The organism is Acidovorax sp. FG27 (assembly GCF_040365715.1).
Lineage (GTDB): Bacteria > Pseudomonadota > Gammaproteobacteria > Burkholderiales > Burkholderiaceae_C > Paracidovorax.
Genome location: NZ_BAABVY010000009.1, coordinates 1,122,761 through 1,143,467, shown reverse-complemented (window position 1 = coordinate 1,143,467; position 20,707 = coordinate 1,122,761). Strand labels below are relative to the sequence as shown.

Annotated in this window: 14 protein-coding genes; 13 read left to right on the top strand and 1 reads right to left on the bottom strand. The window is 64.8% G+C overall.

What is annotated here, in order from left to right:
- Positions 1–11: 11 nt before the first annotated feature.
- Positions 12–341: an iron donor protein CyaY gene (gene cyaY, locus ABWV53_RS12175; protein WP_353366182.1), complete on the top strand. Its 330-nt coding sequence runs from the start codon at positions 12–14 to the stop codon at positions 339–341.
- Positions 342–487: 146 nt separating this feature from the next.
- On the opposite strand, the gene ABWV53_RS12170 is transcribed toward cyaY, so the two are convergent.
- Positions 488–2,866, bottom strand: coding sequence for a penicillin-binding protein 1A (locus ABWV53_RS12170; protein ID WP_353366180.1), 2,379 nt, complete (start codon positions 2,864–2,866; stop codon positions 488–490).
- Between the two features lie 287 nt (positions 2,867–3,153).
- On the opposite strand from ABWV53_RS12170, the gene ABWV53_RS12165 reads away from it, so the two are divergent.
- The 12 genes from ABWV53_RS12165 to ABWV53_RS12110 all read left to right on the top strand — a co-directional run bounded on the left by ABWV53_RS12165 (position 3,154) and on the right by ABWV53_RS12110 (position 20,671).
- Complete coding sequence (locus ABWV53_RS12165; RefSeq protein WP_353366178.1) at positions 3,154–4,233, top strand: pilus assembly protein PilM; 1,080 nt, start codon at positions 3,154–3,156, stop codon at positions 4,231–4,233.
- Positions 4,230–4,844, top strand: a complete 615-nt coding sequence (locus ABWV53_RS12160) for a PilN domain-containing protein (RefSeq protein WP_353366176.1) — start codon at positions 4,230–4,232, stop codon at positions 4,842–4,844. Before ABWV53_RS12165 ends, ABWV53_RS12160 begins: the two co-directional genes overlap by 4 nt.
- A 3-nt stretch (positions 4,845–4,847) precedes the next feature.
- A complete protein-coding gene (locus ABWV53_RS12155; protein WP_353366174.1) occupies positions 4,848–5,522 on the top strand; it encodes a type IV pilus inner membrane component PilO in 675 nt (224 codons plus the stop codon).
- Complete coding sequence (locus tag ABWV53_RS12150) at positions 5,519–6,061, top strand: pilus assembly protein PilP (RefSeq protein ID WP_353366172.1); 543 nt, start codon at positions 5,519–5,521, stop codon at positions 6,059–6,061. Before ABWV53_RS12155 ends, ABWV53_RS12150 begins: the two co-directional genes overlap by 4 nt.
- A gap of 3 nt (positions 6,062–6,064) precedes the next feature.
- On the top strand, positions 6,065–8,215 hold the full coding sequence (locus ABWV53_RS12145) for a type IV pilus secretin PilQ (RefSeq protein WP_353366170.1): 2,151 nt from the start codon (positions 6,065–6,067) through the stop codon (positions 8,213–8,215).
- A 19-nt stretch (positions 8,216–8,234) separates the two neighbouring features.
- The gene (locus ABWV53_RS12140; protein ID WP_353366168.1) at positions 8,235–10,202 is read left to right on the top strand and encodes a hypothetical protein; all 1,968 of its coding nucleotides are present in this window, start codon (positions 8,235–8,237) and stop codon (positions 10,200–10,202) included.
- Between the two features lie 191 nt (positions 10,203–10,393).
- The gene (gene aroB, locus ABWV53_RS12135) at positions 10,394–11,500 is read left to right on the top strand and encodes a 3-dehydroquinate synthase (protein ID WP_353366166.1); all 1,107 of its coding nucleotides are present in this window, start codon (positions 10,394–10,396) and stop codon (positions 11,498–11,500) included.
- Positions 11,501–11,621: 121 nt separating this feature from the next.
- On the top strand, positions 11,622–12,806 hold the full coding sequence (locus ABWV53_RS12130) for a deoxyguanosinetriphosphate triphosphohydrolase (RefSeq protein ID WP_353366164.1): 1,185 nt from the start codon (positions 11,622–11,624) through the stop codon (positions 12,804–12,806).
- 325 nt (positions 12,807–13,131) lie between these two features.
- Positions 13,132–13,836, top strand: coding sequence for a DUF1415 domain-containing protein (locus ABWV53_RS12125; RefSeq protein ID WP_353366162.1), 705 nt, complete (start codon positions 13,132–13,134; stop codon positions 13,834–13,836).
- Positions 13,833–14,825: a class I SAM-dependent methyltransferase gene (locus tag ABWV53_RS12120; protein ID WP_353366160.1), complete on the top strand. Its 993-nt coding sequence runs from the start codon at positions 13,833–13,835 to the stop codon at positions 14,823–14,825. Before ABWV53_RS12125 ends, ABWV53_RS12120 begins: the two co-directional genes overlap by 4 nt.
- A gap of 186 nt (positions 14,826–15,011) precedes the next feature.
- A complete protein-coding gene (locus ABWV53_RS12115) occupies positions 15,012–15,758 on the top strand; it encodes a transposase (RefSeq protein ID WP_353366158.1) in 747 nt (248 codons plus the stop codon).
- A gap of 176 nt (positions 15,759–15,934) precedes the next feature.
- Positions 15,935–20,671 carry a glutamate synthase-related protein gene (locus ABWV53_RS12110; RefSeq protein WP_353366156.1) on the top strand — a complete coding sequence of 1,579 codons (4,737 nt, stop codon included), beginning with the start codon at positions 15,935–15,937 and terminating at the stop codon, positions 20,669–20,671.
- Positions 20,672–20,707: the final 36 nt, after the last annotated feature.

Genomic DNA, 20,707 nt, shown 5'->3' with positions numbered 1-20,707 from the left:
GCCAAATTGTAATGACGGACCTCGAATTTCTGGACCAGGCCGAAAAACTCCTGCTCGCCGTGGAAGAAGCATGCGACCGGATCAACGACGCCACCGACGCCGACCTGGATGCGCAGCGGGTGGGCGGCATGATCACCATCACGTTCGGCAATGGCAGCCAGATCGTCATCAACCAGCAAAAGCCTTTGCATGAGATCTGGCTGGCGGCACGCACCGGCGGCTACCACTACCGTTTCGACGGTGCCCAATGGCAGGACACCAAGGGCGGTGCGGAGTTCTTTGCGGCGCTGAACGACAACGCCAGCCAGCAGGCCGGCATGCCGCTGCGCTTCGACCGCTGAACGCTGAGCGCAAGCGCCGTGGGGTCAGCGCACTCTGCGCCCGCGCAGCAGGCGCGCACGGCGCGATGATCCGTGCGCGGGGTGAGGGGCCGTCTGGGCTCCCCGGGCGCATCGGCATGCGCGCCGCCCGCACGCCGCCAACTCGATCAATTGCGGAACAGATCCAGGATCCGGCTGCGTTCTTCGGCCGGCGGCGGCGCGGAGGGCGCGACGCCCGGCACGGCCGGCGCATGGTCTTCCATGCCCACGCTGGCGATGCCGGCGTTGCGGGCGTACTCGTCGTAGAACCACTCGCCGCCCACGTTCGTCACGCCGGGCGGCACGGTGGGTTCGGCCACCGGCACCCCTTTCAATGCGCGCTCCATGAAGCTGATCCAGATCGGCAGGCTCAGGCCGCCGCCGGTTTCCCGGCTTCCTAGGTTGCGCGGCGTGTCGTAGCCGATCCAGGTCACCGCGGCGATGGTGGGCTGGAAGCCCGCGAACCAGGCATCGACCGCATCGTTGGTGGTGCCGGTCTTGCCGTACACGTCGGGTCGCTTGAGCGTGGCCTGGGCGCGCGCGGCCGTACCGGAGCGCGTGACCTCCTGCAGCAGGCTGTTGGTGATGAAGGCGTTGCGCGCATCGATGACGCGGGGGTTGTCGGCCGTGGCAGGTGGCTGGAAGTCCGACAGGATGCGGCCCTTGTGGTCGGTCACCCGGCTGATCAGGTAGGGGTTGACGCGATAGCCGCCGTTGGCGAAAACGGAATAGGCCGACACCATCTGCATGGCCGTCGTCGAACCCGCTCCCAGCGCCATGGTGAGATAGGGCGGGTGCTTGTCGGCGTCGAAGCCGAAACGGCTTACCCATTCCTGGGCGTTCTTGGGCCCCACCGCCTGCAGGATGCGGATCGAGATCACGTTCTTCGAACGCGCAAGCCCCGTGCGCATGGTCATGGGGCCGTCGTACTTGCCGTCGTAGTTCTTGGGTTCCCACGGCTGGCCGCCCGTGACGCCGGCGCTGAAGAACAGCGGTGCGTCGTTGATGACCGTCGCCGGGGTGAAGCCTTTTTCCAGCGCGGCCGAATAGATGAACGGCTTGAAGCTGGAGCCGGGCTGGCGCCATGCCTGGGTCACGTGGTTGAACTTGTTCTTGTCGAAGTCGAACCCGCCGACCAGCGCCTTGATGGCGCCCGAGCGGGGGTCTATCGCGACGAAGGCACCTTCGACCTCGGGCAGCTGGGTCGCCTCCCAGGTTTTCTTGGGCGTCTGCACCACGCGGATGATGGCGCCGCGGCGGATCTTGATGTTGGGCGGCGCCTTGTCGCTCAGGCCCGACTGCACTGGCTTCAGGCCGTCGCCGGTGATCTCGAAGGGCTCGCCGTTGGCACGGGCGGCCACGATCTTCTTAGCACTGGCCTGCAGCACCACGGCCGACAGCACGTCGCCGTTGTCCGGATGGCCCGCCAGCGCATCGTCGATCGCGTCCTCGGCTTCCTGGGCGTCGTCGGGCAGGGTGACGAACTTCTCGGGGCCGCGGTAGTGCTGGCGGCGTTCGTAATCCATGATGCCCTTGCGCAGGGCCGTGTAGGCGACTTCCTGGTCGCCGGCATTGAGCGTGGTGTACACGTTCAGCCCGCGCGTATAGGCCTCGTTGCCGTATTGCGCGAAGATGAGCTGGCGCGCCATTTCCGCAACGTATTCGGCATGGATGCGCGTGCTGTCGGTGCCGGAGCGCAGCTTCAGGTCTTCCGCCTTGGCGGCAGCGGCCTGCTCGGCCGTGATGAAGCCGTTCTCCTGCATGCGCTCGATGATGTACTGCTGGCGGATGCGGGCCCGCTTGGGGTTGCTGATCGGGTTGTAGGCCGAGGGGGCCTTGGGCAGGCCGGCCAGCATGGCCGCTTCGGCGATGGAAATGGACTTGAGCGGCTTGCCGAAGTAGGTTTCGGCCGCCGCGGAAAAACCGTAGGCGCGGTTGCCCAGATAAATCTGGTTCATGTAGATCTCGAGGATCTGGTTCTTGGTCAGCAGGTGCTCGAGCTTGAACGTCAGGAGGATCTCGTAGATCTTACGGGTGAAGGTTTTCTCGGAAGAGAGGTAGACGTTGCGCGCCACCTGCATGGTGATGGTGGATGCGCCCTGGCTTTTCACGCGCCCCAGGTTGGCGAGGGCCGCCCGGACCACACCCTTGTAATCCACGCCGCCGTGTTCGAAAAAGCGGGCGTCCTCGATGGCCAGCACAGCGTCCGTCATGACCTTGGGAATGTCCTGGATCGGCGTCAGGTTGCGGCGTTCTTCGCCGAACTCCCCGAGCAGTGCGCCTTCGGTCGAATACACGCGCAGCGGCAGCTTCGGGCGGTAGTCCGCCAGGTCGGACACGTCGGGCAGGTTGGGATAGGCCACCGCCAGCGCCACCGCGATGGTCAGCACGCCGGCGAGGCCCAGGGCTGCTCCGATGCCGACGATCCAGGCCAGCACACGCAGAAGGCCACGCCACCAGGCAGTGCTGGAGGGTGGAGTGGACGGGGCTTGGGCTGGTGGCGGCATGTCGCGCTTCGTGATGGAAAACCCACCATTATAAAAATGGACGGTGTCTGAAGGCTTGAGAGGAGACTTTCCCATCGGCGCGGCCTGATCTGGTGGAACTGCGCCCAACCTCTAGCAAGCACAGGCGAGGGATTGCCCTGCATGTAGGAAGAAATCGTCTGCTTTTGACAACGGCAGACTTGTTACACGGGTGCAAAAACTTTGCCGGGGTATGGCTGACTGCTAGCATGTGGCTAGAAGTGTTAAGTAATGTTGCGCCTTCTGGGTGTTGTAACGAGGGGCTAATCTTGATCTCACTGGGGTCTTTGTTCAAACGACAGTCGGCGCCCCTGCTGGGTATAGACATCAGCTCCTCGAGTGTGAAGCTGGTGGAGTTGGGCCGTGACAAAGCGGGTGCCCTCGTTCTGGAGCGCTGTGCGATGGAGCAGCTCGAGCGTGGCTGGATCACCGACGGCAACATCGAGAAGTTCGACGAAGTGGCCGAGGCACTGCGCCGCCTGGTCAAGAAAAGCGGCACCCGCACGCGCAACGTGGCGATGGCCCTGCCGCCTTCGGCGGTGATCACGAAGCGGTTGTCCTTGCCTGGCGGCCTGTCCGAGCAAGAGCTCGAGGTGCAGGTCGAATCCGAGGCCAATCAGTACATTCCGTTTTCGCTCGATGAGGTGAGCCTGGACTTCTGCGTCATTGGCCCGACGAAGAACGCCTCGGGTGACGTGGACGTGCTGATTGCCGCCTCGCGCCGGGAAAAGGTGCAGGATCGTCAGGGCTTGGCGGAGGCCGCGGGCCTGAAGCCCGTCATCGTGGACATCGAATCGCATGCGGCGCGTCTGGCCGCCGGCCGCCTCATCGAGGCCCTGCCCAACCGGGGGGTAGATTCGCTGGTGGCGCTCTTCGAGGTGGGTGCGCTGACCACCAGCCTTCAGGTGATCCGCAATGAAGAAGTGCTCTACGACCGGGACCAGGCCTTCGGCGGCGCCCAATTGACGCAACTCATCGTCCGTCAGTACGGCTTCTCTCAGGAAGAAGCAGAAAGCAAGAAGCGCAGCGGCGACCTGCCGGAGGACTACCAGTCCGCCGTGCTGCGGCCGTTCGTGGAGAGCATGTCGCACGAAATCAGCCGGGCGCTGCAGTTCTTCTTCACCAGCACCCCATACAACCGGGTCGATCACATCATGCTGGCCGGTGGCTCGGCGCCACTGCCCGGGCTGACCGAGGCCGTCGTCAAGACCACGGGCTTTGCCTGCTCCGCCGTCAATCCGTTCGAGGGCATGGAGATCGGCAACGCCGTGCGATTGAAGAAGATGGTGCGTGAGGCGCCATCCTATCTCACGTCCTGCGGGCTGGCCATGCGGAGGTTCCTGCAGTGATCCTGATCAATTTGCTCCCGCACCGGGAGGCGGCTCGCAAGCGCCGGCGCGAGGCCTACCAGGCGACGATGTTCGCCTCTGCGCTGGTGGGGCTGGCAATCGCCGGGCTCATCTATTGGTGGTTCCAGATGATGATCGCCAACCAGCAGGAGCGGAACACCTTCCTCAAGAGCGAGATCACCGTGCTGGAAGGGCAGATCAAGGAGATCGCCTCCATCGAAAGCGAGATCGCTTCGCTGCGCGCTCGCCAGAAGGCGGTGGAAGATCTCCAGGCCGACCGGAACCTCCCGGTGCACTTGCTCAACGAGTTGGTCCAGCAGTTGCCGGATGGCGTCTACATCACCAGCCTGAAGCAGGAAGGTCAGATCGTCACCATGCAGGGCATGGCGCAGTCGAACGAGCGGGTGTCCGAGATGCTGCGGAACCTGACCGACAACACGCCCTGGTTCAGCAAACCCGAGTTGGTGGAAATCGTCGCTGCCAACGTGGCGCTGACGCCTCGTGACCAACGCCGCGTGGCCTCGTTCAACCTCCGGTTCCGCTTGATGCGTACCTCCGACGCGCAGAAGGCCGGGGCGCCCGGCGTTGCGGCCACTCCGGCTGGAAAGTAGCAGATGGCGAAGAAGAAAGCCTCCCAGATCGATTTCGCTCGGCTGCAGGGTGACCTGCAGCGGCAATTCCAGAACCTGGATCCGAAGGATCCGTCCCGCTGGCCGGTGATTCCGCGCGCTCTGCTGTGCATTGCGATTGCCGTGGGCATTGCCACCTTCCTGTGGTTTTTCAAGCTGACGGACTATGAAGCCGAACTGGAGGCCGAGCGCGCGACCGAGCAGACCCTTCGTGCCGACTACCAGGCCAAGCTGATCAAGGCCGTGAGCCTGGATGCGCTCAAGAAGCAGCGTGAACAGATCCAGCAGTACGTGATCCAGTTGGAAAAGCAATTGCCCAGCAAGGCGGAAATGTCGGCATTGCTGTCCGACATCAACCAGGCAGGGCTGGGACGCAGCCTGCAGTTCGAGTTGTTCAGGCCAGGCCAGGTCGAGGTGCGCGACTACTACGCCGAGTTGCCCATCGCCCTGCGCGTCACGGGCAAGTACCACGACATCGGCGCGTTCGCGGCCGACATCGCCAATCTGTCGCGCATCGTGACGCTCAACAACCTGTCCCTAGCCCCCTCGGCGAAGGATGCGACCACCCTGTCGATGGACGCCACGGCCAGAACGTTCCGCTACCTCGATCCCGAGGAAATCCAGGCGCAGCGTGACGCCGCAGCAGGGAAGAAAAAATGACATCTTCAAGATGCCTGGCCCTGCTGCTCGCGGTTTCCGCACTCGCCGGATGCAGTCAATCGGGTGAGGAGGACCTCCGCGCCTGGATGAATGAATTGCGGGCCACCACCCGGCCGCGGGTGACTCCACTGACGGAGCCCAAGCAGTTCATTCCGCAGAACTATGTCGCCGACAGTGGCGCGGACCCCTTCAGCATCGCCAAGCTGACGCAGGCCTTGAGGCGCGATTCCGTGCAGTCGGTGACGAATGCCTCGCTGGTGGCGCCGGAGATGGCCCGCCGCAAGCAGCCGCTGGAGGCCTATCCCCTCGATGCGATGGCCATGGTCGGCAGCCTGAACAAGACCGGCACGCCCACGGCGCTGTTGAGCGTCGACAAGCTGCTCTACCAGGTGCGGGTGGGAGATTACCTGGGGCAGAACTACGGAAAGATCGTGAAGATCACGGAAACCGGAATTCAGATTCGAGAGATCGTGCAGGATGCGTCCGGCGACTGGATAGAACGCATGACCGCATTGGACCTGCAAGAGGGAAAGAGGTAAGGAATGAATCACAACCATCGCCCGTTGCTTGGGTGCTTCCGTGTGGCGGCCGTGCTCGCCGTGGCCGCTTTCGCAACGACCTTCGCCTCTGCCAGCGGATCCATCGAATCCGTGACCGGTGTATTGCAAGGCGGCGCGGAGACGGTACGCATCGAGTTGTCCGAGCCGCTGGCTGCCGTGCCCTCGGGCTTTGCCATCCAGTCGCCAGCGCGCATCGCGCTCGATTTTCCGGGCGTCACCAACGGCACCGGCCGGACCCTGATCGAGATCAACCAGGGCAACATCAAGTCCGCCAATATCGTCGAGGCCGGTGAGCGGTCGCGTCTGGTGCTCAACCTGAAGCAGCCCACGGCCTACCAGGCCCAACTGCAGGGCAAATCGCTGCTGGTGTCCCTGGCGCCCGTGAGCAGCGCGGCCAGCGTGGCGCAGGCCGCGCCCACCGTGTTTGCGGAAGATCACAACAACAACGTGCTGGCGCTGCGGGACCTCGACTTCCGCCGCGGGAGCGACGGCGCCGGCCGCGTCATCGTGGGCCTGGCCAACAGCCAGGTCGGCGTGGACCTGCGCCAACAAGGCAAGTCGCTGGTGGTCGAGTTCATGCGCTCGTCCTTGCCAGAGGGGCTGCGCCGCCGGCTGGACGTGACGGACTTCGGCACTCCCGTGCAAACGATCACGGCTTCGCAGCAGGGCGAGCGTGTGCGGCTGGTCATCGAGCCTACCGGCGAATGGGAGCACAGCGCCTACCAGAGCGATGGCCAGTTCGTGGTCGAGGTGCGCCAGAAGAAGGTCGACCTGAGCAAGCTCACCCAGGGCCCCGGTTACAGCGGAGAAAAGCTGTCGCTGAACTTCCAGAACATCGAGGTACGTTCGCTGCTGCAGGTGATCGCCGACTTCACCAACTTCAACATCGTCACGTCCGATACCGTGACCGGCGCGCTTACGCTGCGCCTGAAGGATGTGCCCTGGGATCAGGCGCTGCAGATCATCATGGATGCCAAGGGCCTCGGCATGCGCAAGTCGGGCACGGTGCTCTGGATCGCGCCCAAGGACGAGATCGACGAGCGTACCCGCAAGGATTACGAGGCCGCCCAAGCCATCCGCCGGCTGGAGCCGCTGCGCACCCAGGCCTACCAGTTGAATTACGCGAAGGCGGCCGACATGGTGACCCAGCTCACCACCACGACCGGGGGCAGCGGTGGTGGCGGCGCGTCGGGCCAGAACAACCGATTCCTCTCCGAGCGTGGCAGTGCCTTGGCCGAACCCCGTACCAATCAGCTGTTCGTGACGGACACGCCGAGCAAGCTGGAAGAGGTGCGTCTGCTGCTGCAGACGCTTGACGTCGCGGTGCGGCAGGTGATGATCGAGGCGCGCATCGTGGAGGCCCGCGACTCTTTCGGTCGCTCGCTCGGGGTAAAGCTGGGCGGCGGCGATCTGCGCGCCAACCGGGGCGGTGACGGCGGTTACGGCATCGGCGGGGGCAATCGCGTGGCGCTGGGCACGGGCTATGCCAACGCGGTGAACTCGTCCGGCTTCGGCTCGGCCGTGGATGTGGGGGGCACCTTCGTCAACCTGCCGGCGTCGATCTCCAGCGTGCCGACGGTGGGGACCTTCGCCCTGTCGATCTTCAATTCCGCCGCCAACCGTTTCCTGTCGCTCGAACTGTCGGCCATGGAGGCCGACGGGCAGGGCAAGATCGTCTCCAGCCCCCGCCTGATCACTGCCGACCAGACCAAGGCTCTTATCGAACAAGGTACGGAGTACCCGTACTCGGTGACGGCCCCGAACGGCGCGACCACCATCGCCTTCAAGAAGGCCGTGCTGAAACTGGAAGTGGTTCCTCAGATCACGCCCGAGGGCAATATCATCCTGGACCTCGATGTGAACAAGGACAGCCGAGGCGAGAGCACGACGCAGGGCGTGGCCATCGATACCAAGCACATCAAGACCCAGGTGCTTGTCGAAAACGGCGGTACGGTGGTGATCGGGGGGATTTTCGAGATGGAAGAGACCAATCAGGAAAACAAGATTCCCGTCCTTGGCGATGTGCCGGTGGTGGGCAACCTGTTCAAGAGCCGGACCAAAGAGTCGACCAAGCGTGAGATGCTGGTGTTCATCACGCCGAAGGTGATTTCGGACAAGGGTCCGGTTCGTTGAGGGAAGCAAGGTAATGAATATGAACAAAATGCTGAAATTCTTTTGGGCGCTTGCCTGTGTGGTGCTGGCCAGTTGCGGCGGCGGTGGCGGCAGCGGCGGTGGTTCTGGCGGCGGTGGCTCGGGAGGCGGCACTACCACGCCTGCTATTTCAGTCAGCGTGGCGTTGACCAATGCCGCCGGTCAGGTGGTGACCAGCATCACCGCCGGCAATGCTTACCAAGCGAAGGCGACCGTCAAAGATGCTTCCGGCGTGGCTGTGGCCAATCGCACGGTGACTTTCAGCATCAACAACACGGCGATTGCTGTGCTGTCTCAAACCACTGCGCTGACCGATGCATCGGGCGTGGCCGCAATTTCCATCAGTGCGGCCTCGTTCACTGCATCGGGTGCCGCAACGCTGACCGCGGCAGTGGACTTGCCATCCACCTCGGGGACGAATGTCACGGGTCAGGGAACGGTTGATTTCGCCGTCGCTGCCGCTGGACTGACTCTCTCTCCGATCTCCATCGCCACCTCCAGTCTGGCGGCCGGGGGTAACACGCAGCTTTCCGTGACGGCACTGGTGAACAACGCACCGCTGACCGGCACTCCGGTGAATGTGGCGTTCTCAGTCTCTTGTGGCCGTATCAACGGTTCCGATGCCTCCGGTGGCGGCGTCAGCGTGGCAACCAACGGAAGTGGTGTGGCTGCTGCCAACTACACCTCCGTCAACGCCGATGGCTCCCTGTGCAGCGGCAACGTCAATATCACCGCGACCAGTGCAGGCGCCGCAGCGCGAGTGGCCACCATCACCGTGGCCGCTCCCATTGCCAATGCCATTTCCTTCGTGTCGGCGCAGCCAAATCAGATTTTCGTGGCGGGCTCGGGCAATCCTGAGCAGGCTGTAATCACCTTCAAGGTGCTGGCGGCGTCCAACACCCCCCTCGCTGGCGTCAGCGTGTTGTTCAACATCGTGGAGAACCCCGGCGGCGTGGGGTTGAACGCCTCGGGCGCCACCGGGCCCGTGACCGTGACGACTGACCAGTCCGGTCTGGTGTCGATTTCCGTGTTCTCCGGCACCATCCCAGGCCCGGTGAAGGTTCGAGCGGCTCTCGCGTCAAGTCCTTCTGTCTTTGCGGAGACTCAAGCTCTGACGATTGCGTCGGGACCTCCATCGCAGCGGTTCATGAGTCTTTCTGCCAGCAGCCACAACATCGAAGGTTGGGCAGTTGACGGAACGCCTACGACGTTGACGGTTCGCATCGCCGATCGCCAGGGCAATGCTGTTGTGGATGGTACGACCGTCAACTTCACCGCAGAAGGAGGCCAAGTAGCCAACAGCTGCACGACGGTCACGGTGAACAAGATCTCTTCGTGTTCCGTGGATTTCCGTACGCAGAATCCCAGGACCGCGGGAGGACGCGTTTCCGTGATGGCCTATTTGGCAGGCGAAAAAGATTATGACGACCTGAACGGCAACAACATCTTCGATGCAGGGGATGTCATGAAGCAGCAGGGTGATGCTTTCCGCGATGACAATGAGAACAATGCCTTCGACGCGGGCGAGTTTGTCGTATCGCGGGGTGGCAGCTTGGCGTGTGCAGGTTCCGGTGGTGCATTTGCATCGCGCGAGAACACGTGCAATGCGGGGCTGACCACGACGGTTCGTCAAACTGCCGTCATCCTGTTTGCTTCTTCGTCGCCAGCGGTGGCCGACCTGACTGCCAATCCCGGCGGCATCACTTTCCGCTTGGGAAGTGCTGACAACCCCCTTCTGTCCATGCCTGTCGGAACGGTGATTTCGGCGACGAGCAACGCAGATAGCTGCACGGTGGGGGACGTGGGTGGATCGCCCGTCGTCAACACGCCGGCGACGCCTGGTGCGCCTCTGGAAGACCTCAAGACTCGGGTTTCCATTGGCCTGAAGGGCTGTGCCGCTGGTCAATCAGTAACCGTGAAAATCACCTCCCCCGGTGGACTTACCACCTCCTTCGGAGTTACGCTGTAATTCCTACGGCCTCGGCGTTCGGGAGAACGGGTATGAAGACCGTTCTCCTCGCCGATTTTTACGACACAGGCGGCGGCTGTGGACCCGATGGACGCCTGCCTGTTGCTTCATCTCAGATCCCTACGCGCGCGCTCTCCAGGCCGGGCTGGCTGAGTAGCCTGATGCGCCCCATTGGATAAGCTTTGAATCGCATGCCCGAAGAAGACCCTTCTGACGTTCTCATCCGCTTGGGTGACAGAAGCTACAACATTGTGATTGGTACGGGGCGGTTGCATGCCCACTCGACCTTCGGCCAATTGCCTCCGGCACAGACTGCGGTGGTAGTAACGAACGAAACCGTCGCGCCGCTGTATGCGCAGAAGCTGGTGACCGCACTCCAGCCGCACTATCCGCGCGTGCATGTGGTCACGCTCCCCGACGGCGAAGCCCACAAGGACTGGCAAACCCTCAACCTCATCTTCGACGCCCTGCTGTCCCACTGCTGCGACCGCAAGACGGTGCTCTTCGCCCTGGGCGGGGGCGTGGTCGGTGACATGACTGGCTTTGCCGCCGCTTCCTACATGCGGGGTGTGCCCTTCGTGCAGGTGCCGACCACCTTGCTCGCCCAGGTCGATTCGTCGGTGGGTGGCAAGACGGCGATCAACCACCCCTTGGGCAAGAACATGATCGGCGCGTTCTACCAGCCGCAACTGGTGGTGTGCGATCTGGACACGCTGAGCACGCTGCCCGCGCGCGAGTTCAGCGCGGGGCTGGCCGAGGTCATCAAGTACGGGCCGATCGCGGACATGGAGTTCATGGCGTGGCTCGAGGAAAACATCGAGGCACTGCGCGCTGGCGACCACGCCGCGCTGGCGCATGCCGTGCGCCGCAGTTGCGAGATCAAGGCCCATGTGGTGGGTGTCGATGAGCGCGAGTCCGGCTTGCGTGCCATCCTGAACTTCGGCCACACCTTTGGCCACGCCATCGAGGCCGGCATGGGCTACGGCACCTGGCTGCACGGTGAAGGCGTGGGCGCGGGCATGGTGATGGCGGTGGAGCTGTCGCACCGGCTCGGCCTGGTGGATGGGGCGTTCGTGCTGCGGCTGCGCCTGCTGATCGAGCGGGCCGGGCTGCCGGTGCGTGGTCCGGTGATCGATGGGCAGGACAACGCCGGCCGATACCTGGCCTGGATGCGGGGTGACAAGAAATCGGAAGCCGGTGAGATTCGCTTCGTGCTGATCGACGGACCTGGGCGGGCCGTGATGCGATCGGCTCCGGACGCCCTGGTGCGCGAGGTCATCGACGCGTGCTGCGCATGACGGCCGTGCCGTGCGGTGACGCGATGGCAGCGCTCACGGCACCCCCTATGGCTTTGGCAGTTTGCTATGAATTCAATAGCTGCATGTGCTTGATGTGCAAGCGCTGGCGCCTGAATCGATCATGAATCCCGCTCTGGCTCCCTACGCGTGCGATCCGGCCCGCACCCGCGGCCGCCGCTATGCGGAGGTGGCCGCGCCGACGCGGACCGAGTACCAGCGCGACCGCGACCGCATCGTGCATTCGTCGGCCTTCCGGCGGCTGGTCTACAAGACGCAGGTGTTCCTCAACCACGAGGGCGACATGTTCCGCACGCGGTTGACGCACTCGCTGGAAGTGGCGCAACTGGCCCGTTCCATCGCCCGGTCGCTCGGCATCAACGAAGATCTGGTGGAGGCGATTTCCCTCGCCCACGACCTGGGCCATACCCCGTTCGGCCATGCCGGGCAGGATGCGCTCAACGAATGCATGGCAGCCTTCGGCGGCTTCGAGCACAACCTGCAGAGCCTGCGGGTGGTCGATACGCTTGAAGAGCGCTACCCCGACTACGACGGCCTGAACCTGACTTTCGAGACGCGCGAAGGCATTCTCAAGCACTGCTCGCGCCGGCATGCCGAGCTGATCGAGGCGCGGGAGCCGGGCGGCGTGGGCCAGCGTTTCCTGTTGCGCCAGCAACCTGCCCTGGAGGCGCAACTCTGCAATCTCGCCGACGAGATCGCCTACAACGCCCACGACATCGACGACGGCGTGCGCTCGGGTCTCATCACGCTGGACCAGTTGCAGCAGGTGCCGCTCTTCGACCGGTTCCGCCGCCAGGCGCTGGCTGCCCACCCGCACCTGGGCAAGCCGCAGTCCCGGCGCCGCTGGCTGAACGAGGCCATCCGCCGCATGCTGAGCGCGCAGGTATACGACGTGATCGACACGACCCGTGCGGCGCTGGCTGCGCGGGCTCTCGCCGACGCGGATGCTGTGCGACAGTCGCCCGGCCCGCTGGTGGGCTTCAGTGACGGCATGCGCGCTGAGTCGCAAGCGCTCAAGCGGTTTCTGTTCAGCCAGCTCTATCGCCATCCGCAGGTGATGGAAACCACCGGGCATGCGCAGCAGATCGTGCGGGATCTGTTCGGCATCTACATGGCCCGTCCCGAAGAAATGAAGCCCGCATTTGCTGCCCGCGCCCGCGTCGGGACGGGCAGCGGCGAAGCATCGATCCAGGCGCGGGTGGTGGCGGACTTCATCGCCGGCATGACGGATCGATTCGCCGGGCGGGAGCATGAACGGCTGACAGGCCTGCACTTGCTGGGACACTGACGGTATCGAAAGCCCATGCCGATCGGCGATGGCGAGCGGCCCCGGCGCGACAGCGTGTTCGGGGCCGTCGCCGGTGCGGCATGCCCGCCGCCGTTGCCCGCGGCGGAGGAGGGGGCCGCGCCCCCTGGCAGAGTGGTGCTGCCCCGCCGTGCCAGGTCCTCAGGACCGCACATCCTTAAAATGACGGACTGCGGCACGCGCAGCCGGAGCCACAGGCCACATGCCCCGAGCAGGGCCGGCCCACTGGACGCTCAGCAGCCCGACATGGCAGCGCGCAGCTGTCCCTTCTTCCCGAACGCCCCACGTTCTCCTCTCTCCACACACCATGACCACCCTCCCGCCATCGTCCACGGGCTCCGAAGCCGATCCTGCCGCGTCGCCCCAGGCGCCCCACCTCCGCGCATCCGGCGACCGCGTCGTGGTGGAAGACACGGTGCGCTGGCTGGAGCGTGCGGTGATCGGACTGAACCTGTGCCCCTTCGCCAAGGGTGTGCATACCAAGGGGCAGATCCACTATGCCGTCAGCGCCGCGACCGATGCGCGGGAGCTGCTGCAGGACCTGCAGCGCGAACTGGAAGCGCTGGCCGAGATGTCGGCGGAAAAGCGGGACACCACCCTGCTGATGGCCCCCGACTGCATGGCGGACTTTCTGGACTTCAACGACTTCCTGGAACTGGCCGACGACCTGGTGGACGCGATGGACCTGGGCGGCATCCTGCAGGTCGCGTCGTTCCACCCGCAATTCCAGTTCGAGGGCACGTCGCCCGACGATGTGACCAACAGCACCAACCGCGCGCCGTATCCGACGCTGCACCTGCTGCGCGAAGACAGCATCGACCGCGCGGTCGAGGTCTTTCCTGAAGCCGAGGCCATCTTCGAGCGCAACATGGAGGTGCTGGAAGCACTGGGAGCCGAAGGCTGGGCAGCGCTGGACGTGGGCGCACGGCGTGGCTGCCCGGCCCACGGGGCGGCGGGCAGCACCGACATGGGTACGGGCCCGGCAACAGGCCACACCGGGGTGGGCGCATGAAGGCAGCCCGCTCGTCCTCCCCGGGCCGCGCAGGCGGCAACCCTGGCCGATTCGCCGATACCAAGTCTTCTCGCGCCGATCACGACGCGGCGCTTCAGGCCGAACTGCGTCCTGGCCAATCGATCGATCTGCTGAAAGAACTGCACATCCTCACCCGGGATGGCCGCTTGAACCAGGACTCCCGCCGCAAGCTCAAGCAGGTCAATCACCTGTTCCAGTTCATCGAGCCGCTGCTGCAGGAACTGGCCACGCCTGCCGATGCCTCTGCCGCTGCGGTTGCCGGCCCCACCCTGGCGGACCATGGCGCCGGCAAGTCCTATCTGGGCTTCATCCTCTACGACCTCTACTTCAAGGCTATGGGGCGAGGCCATATCTATGGAATCGAGACCCGGGCGGAGCTGGTTGATCGTTCGCGGGTCCTGGCCCAGCAATTGGGGTTCGACCGCATGTCGTTCCTCAACCTCTCGGTGGCCGAATCCACCGACGCCGCCGAACTGCCTGAGCAGGTCGACGTGGTCACCGCACTGCATGCCTGCGACACCGCCACCGACGACGCGATCGCCTTCGGCCTGCAGAAGCAGGCCCGGGCCATGGTGCTGGTGCCTTGCTGCCAGGCCGAAGTGGCTGCGTGCCTGCGCCAGGGCAAGGCGCTGCAACTGGCGCGCACGCCGCTGGCCGAGCTGTGGCGCCATCCGCTGCACACCCGCGAGATGGGCAGCCAGATCACCAATGTGCTGCGCTGCCTGTATCTGGAGGCCAGCGGCTATCAGGTCACCGTGACCGAGTTGGTGGGCTGGGAACACAGCATGAAGAACGAGCTCATTGTCGCCCGCTACACCGGCCAGAAAAAGCGCAGTGCGGCGGATCGGTTGCGGGCGATCCTGGCGGAGTTCGGGCTGGAGCAGACGATGGGGCGGCGCTTCGGGTTGGCCGAGCCTGCTGTCGCCGAGCCACCCAGAGGGGGACCCGGGCGACCTTCGGCGCCTTGATGTGCTCCGCAGTACGGCGAGCCGCGCGCCCGCAGCTGAGACACACCTGAACCTGCCCTCGGCCCGAGATGGTCAGGACAGGTGCGGATGAATCGGGGTGGGATGAATCGGGGTCAGAGCGTGGATGAATCGGGGTCAGAGCGCGTTTTTCGCTAGCATCGCGTTTTCTCATCCCACCATCCGACCATGGCTCGTCTGCCTCGCCTCACCCTCCCGGGCCATCCCCACCACATCATCCAGCGCGGCAACAATCGGCAACGCATCTTCCTCGACCGGCAGGACTTCGAAACCATGCTGGCGCTGCTGGTGGAGCAGGCGCGCCGCTGCCAGGTGGCCGTGCACGCCTATGTGCTGATGGACAACCACTTCCACCTCTTGGCCACGCCGCAGACGGCCGAGGGCTTGCCGCAGATGATGCAGGCCGTGGGCCGCAGCTATGTGCGGTATTTCAACGACCGCCACGGACGCACCGGCACGTTGTGGGAAGGGCGGTATCGGTCCACGGTGGTGCAGTCCGACCGCTATCTACTGGCCTGCATGGTCTATCTGGATCTCAACCCCGTCAGGGCCGGAATCGTCAGCCAGCCGATCGACTATCCCTGGTCCAGCCACGCCCATGCGCTCGGACTTCGCAACGACCGGCTGGTCACGCCCCACGCGCTGTTCTGGGCCATGGGCAACACCCCGTTTGCCCGTGAAGCCGCCTATGCCGAGCTGGTGCGCGCAGGCATCGCCAACGCGGAACAGACCGCCATCACCGCATCCGCCCTGACGGGCTGGGTGCTGGGAGAGGGCGCCTTCATCGAAGCCGTCCAGCAGCAGACAGAACGGCGCGTGACCAAGGCGTCGCCGGGCCGGCCGAGAAAAGCCGAGCCGCCCGATGTGGCTGGTACGGAATTAGCAAGGGACATCGGCCCGCTTCGCAAGAGCTGACGATGTGCCTGCGCCTTTGAGTCGAGCAATTACCACTTAATCTGTCCCCAATTAAAACCAACTGACAGCATCGCATTTTATTATCGGAATCTGACCCCCATTAATCTGCTTGCGTGCCCTTGCTGCAATGCACTACGCTTGCGGTCCCTGCGAATCTTTATACCGAGGAGTGCGCCATGACGACGGCCGCCGAAATTCTGCACCTGCAACAGCACGGTCTGTATTCATCCAGCAACGAGCACGATGCGTGCGGTCTGGGCTTCGTGGCCCATATCAAAGGGGTGAAACGTCACGACATCGTGACCCAGGCACTGAAGATCCTCGAGAACATCGACCATCGCGGCGCCGTGGGTGCCGACAAGCTGATGGGCGATGGCGCGGGCATCCTGATCCAGATTCCCGACGCGCTTTACCGTGAAGAAATGGCCAAGCAGGGCGTGATCCTGCCGCCCGCCGGCGAATATGGCGTGGGCATGATCTTCCTGCCCAAGGAGCATGCCTCCCGCCTGGCTTGCGAGCAGGAGATGGAGCGCGCCATCAAGGCCGAAGGCCAGGTGCTGCTGGGCTGGCGCGACGTGCCGGTGAACGTGGACATGCCCATGTCGCCCACCGTGCGCAAGAAGGAACCCATCCTGCGCCAGGTGTTTATCGGCCGTGGCAACGACGTGATCGTGCAGGACGCGCTGGAGCGCAAGCTCTACGTGATCCGCAAGACGGCCAGCGCCAACGTCCAGGCGCTCAAGCTCAAGCACAGCAAGGAATACTACGTTCCCAGCATGTCCAGCCGCACCGTGGTCTACAAGGGCCTGCTGCTGGCCGACCAGGTGGGTACCTATTACCTGGACCTGCAGGACGAGCGCTGCGTGTCGGCCATCGGCCTGGTGCACCAGCGTTTTTCCACCAACACCTTCCCCGAGTGGCCGCTGGCCCACCCGTATCGCTACGTGGCGCACAACGGCGAGATCAACACCGTCAAGGGCAACTACAACTGGATGAAGGCGCGCGAAGGCGTGATGGCCTCGCCCGTGCTGGCCGCCGATCTGAAGAAGCTCTACCCCATCAGCTTCGCCGACCAGTCCGACACCGCCACGTTCGACAACTGCCTCGAACTGCTGACCATGGCCGGCTACCCCATCAGCCAGGCCGTGATGATGATGATCCCCGAGCCGTGGGAGCAGCACACCACCATGGACGAGCGCCGCCGCGCCTTCTATGAATACCACGCCGCCATGATGGAGCCCTGGGACGGCCCCGCTTCCATCGTGTTCACCGACGGCCGCCAGATCGGCGCCACGCTGGACCGCAACGGCCTGCGCCCCTCGCGCTACTGCATCACCGACGACGACCTGGTGGTGATGGCCTCGGAATCCGGTGTGCTGCCCATCCCCGAGAACAAGATCGTGCGCAAGTGGCGCCTGCAGCCCGGCAAGATGTTCCTGATCGACCTGGAACAGGGCCGCATGATCGACGACGACGAGCTCAAGGCCAACATCGTCAACACCAAGCCCTACAAGCAGTGGATCGAGAACCTGCGCATCAAGCTGGACGACGTGGGCGCCGATGCGCCGACCGCGCCTGGCGCGGCCGAGCTGCCGCTGCTGGAGCGCCAGCAGGCCTTCGGCTACACGCAGGAAGACATCAAGTTCCTGATGGCGCCCATGGCCAAGAACGGCGAAGAGGGCATCGGCTCCATGGGCAACGACAGCCCGCTGGCCGTGCTCTCGGGCAAGGACAAGCCGCTCTACAACTACTTCAAGCAGCTGTTTGCCCAGGTGACCAACCCGCCGATCGACCCGATCCGCGAGGCCATCGTGATGTCGCTCAACAGCTTCATCGGCCCCAAGCCCAACCTGCTGGACATCAACCAGGTCAACCCGCCGATGCGGCTCGAAGTGAGCCAGCCCATCCTGGACTTCGCCGGCATGGCCAAGCTGCACGCCATCGAGCAGCACACCCAGGGCAAGTTCAAGAGCGCCACCATCGACATCACCTACCCGCTGGCGTGGGGCCGCGAAGGCGTGGAAGCCAAGCTCGCATCGCTGTGCGCGCAGGCCGTCGATGCCATCAAGGGCGGGGCCAACATCCTCATCATCAGCGACCGCGGCGTGAGCGCGACCCAGGTGGCCATTCCCGCGCTGCTGGCGCTGTCGGCCATCCACCAGCACCTGGTGCGTGAAGGCCTGCGCACCACCGCCGGCCTGGTGGTGGAGACCGGCACCGCGCGCGAAGTGCACCACTTCGCCGTGCTGGCCGGCTACGGCGCAGAAGCCGTGCACCCCTACCTGGCGATGGAAACCCTGGCGGAGCTGCACGCCGGCATGCCGGGCGACCTGTCGCCCGAGAAAGCCATCTACAACTACGTCAAGGCCATCGGCAAGGGCCTCTCCAAGATCATGTCCAAGATGGGCGTGAGCACGTACATGAGCTACTGCGGCGCGCAGCTGTTCGAGGCCATCGGCCTCAACAGCGACACCGTGAGCAAGTACTTCACCGGCACCGCCAGCCGCGTGGAAGGCATCGGCGTGTTCGAGATCGCCGAAGAAGCCATCCGCATGCACAAGGCCGCCTTCAGCGACGACCCCGTGCTGGAAACCATGCTGGACGCCGGCGGCGAATACGCCTGGCGCGCCCGTGGCGAAGAGCACATGTGGAGCCCCGACGCCATCGCCAAGCTGCAGCACTCCACCCGTGCCAACAACTGGAACACGTACAAGGAATACGCGCAGATCATCAACGACCAGAGCCGCCGCCACATGACGCTGCGCGGCCTGTTCGAGTTCAAGTTCGATCCGGCCAAGGCGATTCCGGTGGACCAGGTCGAGTCGGCCAAGGAAATCGTCAAGCGCTTCGCCACCGGCGCCATGTCGCTGGGCTCGATCTCCACCGAGGCGCACGCCACGCTGGCCGTCGCCATGAACCGCATCGGCGGCAAGAGCAACACCGGCGAGGGCGGCGAAGACGCGGCGCGCTACCGCCAGGAATTGAAGGGCATCCCGATCAAGCAGGGCGATACGCTCAAGAGCGTGATCGGCGCCGAGAACGTCGAGGTCGACCTGCCCCTGCAGGACGGCGATTCGCTGCGCTCGCGCATCAAGCAGGTCGCTTCGGGCCGTTTCGGCGTCACGGCCGAATACCTCTCGTCGGCCGACCAGATCCAGATCAAGATGGCCCAGGGCGCCAAGCCCGGCGAAGGCGGCCAGCTGCCCGGCGGCAAGGTCAGCAACTACATCGGCAAGTTGCGCCACAGCGTGCCGGGCGTGGGCCTGATCTCGCCCCCGCCGCACCACGACATCTACTCCATCGAGGATCTGGCCCAGCTGATCCACGACCTGAAGAACGTGGCGCCGCACGCCAGCATCAGCACCAAGCTGGTGTCCGAAGTGGGCGTAGGCACCATCGCTGCCGGCGTGACCAAGTGCAAGAGCGACCACCTGGTGATCGCCGGCCACGACGGCGGCACGGGCGCATCGCCCTGGTCGTCGATCAAGCATGCCGGCGGCCCGTGGGAGATCGGCCTGGCCGAAACCCAGCAGACCCTGGTGCTGAACCGCCTCCGGGGCCGCGTGCGCGTGCAGGCCGACGGCCAGATGAAGACCGGCCGCGACGTCGCCATCGGCGCGCTGCTGGGCGCCGATGAATTCGGCTTCGCCACCGCGCCGCTGGTGGTCGAGGGCTGCATCATGATGCGCAAGTGCCACCTGAACACCTGCCCGGTGGGCGTGGCCACGCAGGACCCGGAGCTGCGCAAGAAGTTCTCGGGCAAGCCCGAGCACGTGGTGAACTACTTCTTCTTCATCGCCGAAGAAGTCCGCCAGATCATGGCGCAGCTGGGCATCGCCAGGTTCGACGACCTGATCGGCCGGGCCGACCTGCTGGACGTGCGCGCCGGCATCGCCCACTGGAAGGCCCGCGGACTGGACTTCAGCCGCCTCTTCGCCCAGCCCAACGTGCCGGCCGACGTGCCGCGTTTCCACGTCGACGTGCAGGACCACAACATCGAACACACGCTGGACCGCAAGCTGATCGAGCGCAGTCGCCCCGCCATCGACAAGGGCGAGCGCGTGCAGTTCATCGAGGTGGCCCGCAACGTGAACCGCTCCGTGGGCGCCATGCTCTCGGGCGAAGTCACCCGCGCGCACCCTGAAGGTCTGCCCGACGACAGCATCCGCATCCAGCTCGAAGGCACGGGCGGGCAGTCGTTCGGCGCCTTCCTCACGCGCGGCATCACGCTGTACCTGATCGGCGATGCCAACGACTACACCGGCAAGGGCCTGTCGGGCGGCCGGGTGGTGGTGCGCCCCAGCATCGACTTCCGCGGCGACACGGTGCGCAACACCATCGTTGGCAACACGGTGATGTACGGCGCAACCTCGGGCGAATCGTTCTTCAGTGGCGTGGCCGGCGAACGCTTCGCGGTGCGCCTCTCGGGTGCGTCCACGGTGGTGGAGGGCACGGGCGACCATGGCTGCGAATACATGACGGGCGGCACCGTTGTGGTGCTGGGCAAGACGGGCCGCAACTTCGCGGCCGGCATGAGCGGCGGCGTGGCCTATGTCTATGACGAGGACGGCCTCTTCCACACCCGCTGCAACCTGTCGATGGTGACGCTGGAGCGTGTGCTCTCTGCCGACGAGCAGGCCGCCAGCGTGCCCGGCGCCATCTGGCACCGCGGCCAGTCCGACGAAGCCCAGCTCAAGAAGATGCTGGAAGACCACAACCGCTGGACCGGCAGCAAGCGCGCGCGCGAACTGCTGGACAACTGGGCGGCATCGCGGGCCAAGTTCGTCAAGGTCTTCCCGACCGAGTACAAGCGTGCCCTGTCCGAAATCAACGAACGCAAGGCGCTCGAGGAACCCGCGACCCCACCGGTCGCCAACCCTCCGAAGAAGGAAGCCACGGCCGCCGCCAAGTAAGGCGCAGGCCCAGCCACCCCACCGCATTCACCGACA

Bases quoted from the DNA above. Each gene is read 5' to 3' on its own strand.
- cyaY (WP_353366182.1), top strand. From the start codon at position 12: ATGACGGACCTCGAATTTCTGGACCAGGCCGAAAAACTCCTGCTCGCC.
- ABWV53_RS12170 (WP_353366180.1), bottom strand. From the start codon at position 2,866: ATGCCGCCACCAGCCCAAGCCCCGTCCACTCCACCCTCCAGCACTGCC.
- ABWV53_RS12155 (WP_353366174.1), top strand. From the start codon at position 4,848: ATGGCGAAGAAGAAAGCCTCCCAGATCGATTTCGCTCGGCTGCAGGGT.
- ABWV53_RS12150 (WP_353366172.1), top strand. From the start codon at position 5,519: ATGACATCTTCAAGATGCCTGGCCCTGCTGCTCGCGGTTTCCGCACTC.
- ABWV53_RS12145 (WP_353366170.1), top strand. From the start codon at position 6,065: ATGAATCACAACCATCGCCCGTTGCTTGGGTGCTTCCGTGTGGCGGCC.
- ABWV53_RS12140 (WP_353366168.1), top strand. From the start codon at position 8,235: ATGAACAAAATGCTGAAATTCTTTTGGGCGCTTGCCTGTGTGGTGCTG.
- aroB (WP_353366166.1), top strand. From the start codon at position 10,394: ATGCCCGAAGAAGACCCTTCTGACGTTCTCATCCGCTTGGGTGACAGA.
- ABWV53_RS12130 (WP_353366164.1), top strand. From the start codon at position 11,622: ATGAATCCCGCTCTGGCTCCCTACGCGTGCGATCCGGCCCGCACCCGC.
- ABWV53_RS12125 (WP_353366162.1), top strand. From the start codon at position 13,132: ATGACCACCCTCCCGCCATCGTCCACGGGCTCCGAAGCCGATCCTGCC.
- ABWV53_RS12120 (WP_353366160.1), top strand. From the start codon at position 13,833: ATGAAGGCAGCCCGCTCGTCCTCCCCGGGCCGCGCAGGCGGCAACCCT.
- ABWV53_RS12115 (WP_353366158.1), top strand. From the start codon at position 15,012: ATGGCTCGTCTGCCTCGCCTCACCCTCCCGGGCCATCCCCACCACATC.
- ABWV53_RS12110 (WP_353366156.1), top strand. From the start codon at position 15,935: ATGACGACGGCCGCCGAAATTCTGCACCTGCAACAGCACGGTCTGTAT.